This window comes from Microcystis sp. LE19-10.1B, assembly GCF_027530565.1.
Lineage (GTDB): Bacteria > Cyanobacteriota > Cyanobacteriia > Cyanobacteriales > Microcystaceae > Microcystis > Microcystis aeruginosa.
This window is the reverse complement of the sequence record NZ_JAPZQM010000405.1, coordinates 1-7,865: the sequence shown is the minus strand read 5'-3', so window position 1 is coordinate 7,865 and position 7,865 is coordinate 1. Positions and strand designations below refer to the sequence as shown.

Annotated in this window: 4 protein-coding genes; all 4 read left to right on the top strand. The window is 39.2% G+C overall.

Annotation, left to right across the window (positions count from 1 at the left end; all coding sequences use genetic code 11):
* Positions 1-539: 539 nt before the first annotated feature.
* On the top strand, positions 540-1,112 hold the full coding sequence (locus O9332_RS14780) for a chorismate--pyruvate lyase family protein (RefSeq protein WP_002761490.1): 573 nt from the start codon (positions 540-542) through the stop codon (positions 1,110-1,112).
* 87 nt (positions 1,113-1,199) lie between these two features.
* The gene (locus O9332_RS14775) at positions 1,200-2,192 is read left to right on the top strand and encodes a methyltransferase (RefSeq protein ID WP_288026184.1); all 993 of its coding nucleotides are present in this window, start codon (positions 1,200-1,202) and stop codon (positions 2,190-2,192) included.
* Positions 2,193-2,257: 65 nt separating this feature from the next.
* Positions 2,258-2,950, top strand: coding sequence for a polyprenyl diphosphate synthase (gene uppS, locus O9332_RS14770; protein WP_002761485.1), 693 nt, complete (start codon positions 2,258-2,260; stop codon positions 2,948-2,950).
* The gene (locus O9332_RS14765) at positions 2,940-7,412 is read left to right on the top strand and encodes a non-ribosomal peptide synthetase (protein WP_002761483.1); all 4,473 of its coding nucleotides are present in this window, start codon (positions 2,940-2,942) and stop codon (positions 7,410-7,412) included. Before uppS ends, O9332_RS14765 begins: the two co-directional genes overlap by 11 nt.
* Positions 7,413-7,865 lie beyond the last annotated feature (453 nt).

Sequence of the window (7,865 nt, the reverse complement as noted above, 5' to 3'; positions counted from 1 at the left end):
CCTTATAGAGAAAGGCATTTAGCGATTTTTGTCAATTGTTTTTTATCTAGAGCGAACTAATCAATTAAGTCTCTTGCCAGATAAGGATTTAGTCGATTTATGCCCCCCTATCGAACCATAACAAGTAACGAAGAGCCAGAATTTTATTCCTCCTCTGCATTGGCCGACGGAAGAGGAGGCCGAATATGAAGCCATCATGGATTATGCCGCTAACCAAGCTCAGTCTTCCTACCGGCACCGAGATCACAAGGAGGTGATCAAAACCCAGGCAAAAGATGTTGATCCCGATATGTGGTGGTTGGGAATCTAATCAAAGCGCCGCGGCAAAACAACTAAGTAGGTGGGTGCCATTGATTTGCACCCACCTGTAATGGGAGCATACCGCCCACACTGGGTCTTACATTCAATGAGACCAACCTACTTAGTAGATTGTCCAGCTTAAGGTTGTGTTTACCCAGTTATAGCAAGATATCCAGAGAGCGCTTAGGCACATCGATGGGCTAACTTTAAATCTATCCAGCAAATTAAGGAATTGTGCCATGATGCCAGCGAAACTACCGAATCGGTGTAAAATCGAGTTGCTAAAAAATAGTTTTAGCAAAACCCCTCTTAATCTTTCGGAGTTAAGCACACTCCAGCGAATCATTTTAATAACCGATGGGACTCTGACCGACATTTTAGAGATTTATTTGTTGGAAAAAATGTCAATTGTTAAACTGTCTGAAGAAGCGGTATATTTAGAGGAAGACTTGCCGGTTTTAGATCTTGAAAAAGGTAGTAAAATTATCAAAAGAAAAATATTTCTTTGCAGTACAGTCAGCCAAAAAAATTTAGTTTATGCCGAGTCTATTATTGTTATTGATAGACTAGACACCAAGTTTCAAGAGGAATTAATCAATTCAGGAAAACCCATTGGTAAGCTTTGGTTAGAAAATCGGATGGAAACCTTTAAGGAAATCGTTGATTTATCTCAAGAGCGTGCGGGGGATTTGGCTGAGGATTTTCAAATCAGTCCAGAAGAAAAACTTTTTTCTCGTACCTATCGTGTTTTCTCTCAGAAGCAAGCGATTATGATGATTACAGAAAAATTTCCCGAGAGTTATTTCGTCTAAAAATATCTCCAGAGTCATTCCATTAACAACCATCTCAACTTTGCTCATTCAATCATGTTTAATCTTCAGCGAGAAAATCCCGGGCAAATGTCTGATAGAGACACTGTCTTGCAGATGATAAGGGGTTTTCAGATTAGCCAATGTATTTATGCGGCCGCCAAATTAGGAATTGTTGATCTGTTGGCCGATGGAACAAAATCTTATCAAGAGTTAGCCACTGAAACCCATACTAATGCTGATTTACTTTATCGTTTTTTGCGGACGTTAACCAGTCTGGGGATTTTAGAAGAAACCCAACCCAACTATTTCCAAAACACTGCTTTAGCAACTTATTTAAGAGATAAGCAACAGGGAACTGTTCGCAATTTTCTGATGGCGGAAATAGAAGAAAGTTATGCTAGTTGGGGAAATCTGACTCAAAGTTTAACCACAGGTCAAGGTGCTTTTGAGTCTATGTATGGTGTCAATATTGAAGAGTTTCATCAACAAAATTCCGATCAAGCTGAAGTTTTTGATCAAGCAATGGTTGATATAACTGCAATTCAAAACCCCCTGATTTTGGCCGCTTATGATTTTTCTGTCGGGGAAATTGTCGCAGACATTGGTGGAGGATACGGAAAATTTCTGGCTGCTATTTTACAAAAATATCCCCAGATTCAAGGGGTGCTATTTGAACAACCCTATTGTATTGAGCAGGGGAAATATCTACTAACACAAGAGGGAGTGATCGACCGTTGTAGTTTGATTTCTGGGAGCTTTTTTGACCCCATTTTACTTAAAGCAGACATTTATTTATTGAAGAAAATTCTGCTCAATTGGGATGATCAAAAAGCCCTTGAAATTCTCAAAAACTGTCGTCAGGCTATGGACCCATCCTCTCGATTGTTAATCGTGGATCGAATTTTGCACAAAAATCGTTGGAAGGATAATTTAGCTGATCTCAATTTATGGATGCTAGGTTCAGGAAAAATTCGCTCAGAATCGGAATTTAGGGTATTGTTAGAAACGGCTGGCTTTCAAATAACTAAAATTATTGATACTGAGTCTATAGAGAGTTTAATTGAAGCTACTCCACTCTAAACCAGAAACTTAAATACCGCTCTGTTTACCAAACTACTCAATTCAACCTTATTAGGAAAAATTTTATGACTAACAACATCTCTACTAAACCTCTCAAGCATATTGCCATCATTCCAGACGGTAACAGAAGATGGGCAAAAAATCAGGGCTTATCTCCCCAAGAAGGTCACAGAAAAGCATTTATAGAGGTGGCACCTTCCCTATTAAAAACGCTTTGGGATAAGGAAATTTACGCCGCGACATTGTGGCTGTTCTCCACCGAAAACTGGAAGCGTTCCGATAGCGAAGTTGACAACTTAATGGATGTTTTTAGTCAGTTTCTCAGCTATTTATTGCCTTTATCGGGTGAATACTCAGTACAGTTGCGACATTTAGGTAGAAAAGATCGCCTTCCTGAAAATCTCTTGTCTATGGTTGAGGAGGTAGAGCATAGCACCAAAGGAATGACCGGTCACATCTTCAATTTTGCCCTAGACTACGGTGGTGAAGATGAGATAATCCGCGCAGTTCGCCGCCTAGTAGAAAAGGGGGTTAAACCTGAAGAGATCGAACCTCATCAGCTAATGGATCAATTTTGTCCGCCGCCAGATCTGATTATTCGGACCTCTGGAGAATGTCGGTTATCTGGATTTATGCCCCTACAGAGTTGTTATAGTGAACTCTACTTTACAAATACCTTCTTTCCCGATCTAACTCCGGCAGATATTGAAGAAGCTATCCACTGGTTTCAAAATCGCGAGCGTCGCTTTGGAAAATAGGATCAAGCAAATTAAACCAACTATAGCACCTGAGTTAAATCAAATTACTTTAGTTCCCATGACTCAATCTATTCATCAATTATTGGAACAGCAGGTACAACGCACCCCTGAAGCGATAGCTCTGATTGGGGAAAACCGGCAAATTAGCTATGAAAGCTTAAATCAAAAAGCCAATCAACTGGCCCATTATTTACAAAAATGTGGGCTAAAATCGGAAAGTCTCGTTGGCTTATCTGTGGAACGTTCCCCGGAAATGGTGATGGCGCTTTTGGCTATTCTCAAAGCCGGATGTGCCTATGTTCCCCTCGACCCCGACTATCCACCGGAGCGCTTGGATTATATGATACAAGATGCTCAATTATCTCTCATAATCACCAATAGTTATTTAATCGGTAAATTCGGGGACAATCAGAGAGTTAAAATTCTGAAATTGGATGAAGATTGGGGGCTAATTGCCCTGGAAAAGCCAGAAAATCCCGATATTGAAGTTAACCCCGAAAACCTCGCTTATATTATCTATACATCAGGTTCCACCGGAAAACCCAAGGGCGTGATGATTGAACATCGCTCTGTGGTTAATTTTATTGAAGTGGTTAAGACTACTGCTAATCTCAGTCAAAGCGATCAAATTTTACAATTTGCCTCGATTAGTTTTGATGTTGCCGTCGAGGAAATTTATCCTTGCTTAACTGTTGGTGGCACAGTGTTTTTGCGAACTGAGGCGATGTTAAGCTCATTTTCTAGCTTTATCCAAAAGTGTCGAGAATGGCAACTGACAATCTTAGATTTACCCACAGCTTTTTGGCAGGCTTTAATTACCGAATTAGCACGAACTAAGGAACCCTTCCCCGAATCGGTGCGATTATTATTTGTGGGTGGAGAAAGTTTATTACCCGAAAAACTCAAACTATGGCAGCAATATATAGAAGAAATGCTACAAACTGGGAAACTCCGCCGAGTACCCCAATTAATTAACGCTTATGGACCGACAGAAACCACTGTCGAAGCAACCTATTGTGATTTATCTAATTATAAATTAACAGAAAACTGTACCTCTGTCCCTATTGGTCGTCCCATCAATCAGACACAAATCTATATTCTTGATCAGAATTTACAGCCTGTCCCCCAAGGAACTCAAGGGGAATTATATATTGCTGGTATTAGTTTAGCGAGAGGTTATCTCAATCAGCTAGAATTAACCCAAGAAAACTTTATCAATAACCCTTTCAATCCCTCAGAACGGCTTTATAAAACTGGAGATTTGGGTCGCTATTTAGCCGATGGTGACATTGAATACTTAGGACGCATTGACAATCAAATTAAGATTAGAGGTTTTCGGGTAGAACTAGGAGAAATTGAGAATGTATTGATTCAACACTCGGCGATTGATTCGGCGGCGGTTATCCTCAGCCAAGATCAATTAGGGGATAAACAGTTAATCGCTTATGTCGTTCCTCATCTAACTTCTGAGGATTCCTTAGAACAGGAAAAAACTCAACAAGAATATCTGGCTCTTTGGAAAACTGTTAATCAGCAAACTGACAGTCAAACCCCTATTCAAAGTGATCTTACTTTTAATATTATTGGTTGGGATAGTAGTTATGACGGACAGCCAATTCCCAAAGAAGAAATGCACGAATGGGTGGATAAAACCGTTGAAAGCATTCAAGAGTTACACCCAGAAAAAGTTTTAGAAGTTGGCTGCGGTACGGGATTATTATTAACTCGAGTTGCCCCCGATTGTTCCGAGTATGTAGGTCTTGATTTTTCTCGTCCTGCTTTAGATCATATTCGGAAAATTCAGCAAACAATAGGCGGTTTAGATCATGTAACTTTGTGGGAAAGAAGCGCCGATGACTTAGCGGGATTGGAGTCAGAAAGTTTTGATACTATTATCATCAACTCTGTGCTGCAATATTTCCCCAGTACCGCCTACCTACTGCAAGTTTTAGAAGGGTTGATTAAACGGGTTAAAAAAGGAGGTCATATTCTTGTTGGAGATATTCGTAATTTAGCCCTTTTGCCAACCTATTGTACTTCGGTAGAAGCTTATCGAGCTAATGATCATGTTCTTGCCTGCCAATTGCGAGAAAGAATTACCCGCAAACAACAAGCAGAAGAAGAGTTGTTATTACATCCCTTTTTCTTCCTAGCACTTCAACAACAATTTCCTGAAATTACTCATGTGCAAATAAAACCCAAAACTGGGGTTTATGATAATGAATTAACTCGCTTTCGTTACGAGGCGATTTTATCTATCAATAGTTCCGTTGAACCGTTGACAGAGATTGATTGGTTAGACTGGCAAAAAGAACAACTGAACTTAGCCGAAGTTAAACGTATTTTAACTGAAGATCAACCGAAAAATTTAGGTATTTCTCGTATTCCTAATGCTCGTTTGAGCAAGGAAGTTAAGGTTCAACAATGGTTAGAAGAAGCTGATCAAAGCGACTCACTTAAGCAACTAAACCAGTGGCTAGGTAAGCAGCCGAAGCATGGGGTAGAAATTGATCGGATAATGGCTCTTGTGGAGGACTTACCTTATCACCTAGAGATTAGCTGGATTAATACCGATGCCACAGGATATTATGATCTAGTTTTTAGCCATAAATCCGCACCATTCCAACCAGCAATTTTTCCCATTAGTTCTCCTATTGAAGATATATTTACCTATGCCAATAATCCAATCGAGATTAAATTTAAGCAGCAATTAATATTAGAACTCGGTCAATTTATTAAAAGCAAATTGCCAGAATATATGAGGCCAAATGCCATCAGTATTTTAGACAAATTGCCCCTTACGCCTAATGATAAAATAGACCGTCTGGCCTTGTCAAAACTGGCAAAACCGAGTTATATATTAACCAGTAATAAAGCTAATTTTGTAGCTCCTCGTAATCGAGAAGAAGAAATATTAGCGAACTTGTGGTCTGAAGTTCTGCAACTAGAGCCAATCGGTATTAATGATAACTTCTTTGAGTTAGGCGGAAATTCTCTCAAGGTCATTGTTTTATTGAATAGAATCCAAGAAGGGTTGAATAAAAACTTGCAGATGCTTGACCTATTTCAGTCACCCACCATTGCTGAATTAGTAACTTGTCTGTCAGAAAAATCATCAACATTTAACAGAATTGAAGCAACAAATCTCCAACCTGCCGACGAAATTCGTTATTATCCGCCCTCTTTTGCTCAAGAGCGATTTTGGGATTATCGTCATTTAGGTAGCTTTTATTATCTACCTAACTACTTCCATCTGGAAGGAAAGCTTAATATAGCTATTTTGGAAAAAAGTTTTAATGAGATTATTCGTCGCCATGAAATTCTAAGAACAAAATTAGAAGAAATCAACGGTTCTTTAAGGCAGGTTGTCTATCCCAACACAAAGATAGCTCTTGAAATTATTGATCTGCGAAACCGCTCAGAAGTAGAGCAACAGCAAGAAATAGAAAGAATAACCGCAGAAAAAATCAAAAAACAAGTTTTTCTGGACAAAGATCCTTGGTTGTTTGTTAATCTACTACAATTGTCAGAAACGTCTCATATTTTGCTGATCGGTTTACACATGATGCTGGCCAATGAACAATCTTCGGAAATATTAATGCCAGAATTGAGCCTTCTCTACGATACTTTCCTCTCTGATAGCCCTTCTCCTTTGCCCGAATTACCCCTACAGTATGGCGATTATGTGATTGCCGAACGTCAATCTCTTACAGAAGAAGGACTAAAAATAAGGCGCGACTATTGGCAACATTGGTTAAGTCGAGAACCCCAACCTTTAAATCTTCCCACTGACAGACCGCTACCAGAGGTGCAAAGCTTCCAGGCGGCTACCCTAGAAATGGAGATTTTCCCTGAACTGACCACTCAGTTAGAAACTTTGAGTCAGAAACAAAAAGTGACTTTTTTTACCACCATCGCCACTACCTTTGGACTTTTACTCCATCAGTACGCTCCGAAGGAAAGTCTCGTTATCGGCGTTCCAGCGATTGATAGCAATCAGCAGCAATTTGCATCTGTAATGGGAGATTTTGGTAAAATGCTGGCTTTAAGGCTTGATTTTGGCGAAAATGACGACTTTTTCCAGCTATTAAAACGGGTTCAACAGGAGATGCTTGCTGTCATCACTCACCAAGATGTCCCTTTTGAGCAAATCGCCAAAACCTTTGACCCGCCGATAGAGCGAAATAAACGCTTTTTTAGAGTGTATTTAGACTTTTTGCAAAAAGCTCCCAGAGAGCATTTAGAATTATCGGGTTTGAATGTCACCCCCATACCGCTTAAATTATCAATGGCAAGAGTAGATTTAGGAGTATTGTTCTGGAAAAAAAATACCCCTTCGGGAACTGTTATTCAGCTATGGTGGAAGTATAAAAAAGATTTGTTTGAAGCGGATACCATAGCTGGGATAGCATCAAATTTTGAAGATTTATTAGGGGCAATTGTCAATAGACCTCTTGCATAAATCCGAAAACAAACGATAGAAACAATAATGGGAAGGACTTTCAGTTAATTATTTATTAGTAGTTGATAATCTTCAAAAATGTTGCTGTACAAGGATCGACTTAAGACTTTTGCAAGAGGTCTAATCAATGAAATCAACTCAATCTCATCTTTTCACTACAACTCATTGGTATAATACCTGCTTAATGGAAGCTCTGGTTTTTGCTGTTTCTGGTCAAACTGAAGGAATAATACAGTCAAGCCTAGAATTGTTGACAACTAAGGTAAAATCGTTAATAATTTAGAGAAGGATTTATTCTTAGCAAAAAATACTTTTTTTGGCTCTTCGGTTTGTGTTATGCAATGGACGGGGGTTATAAGGGATGGAACCCTTATAGAGAAAGGCATTTAGCGATTTTTGTCAATTGTTTTTGCTCTAGAGCGAACTAATCAATTAAGTCTCTTGCCAGATAAG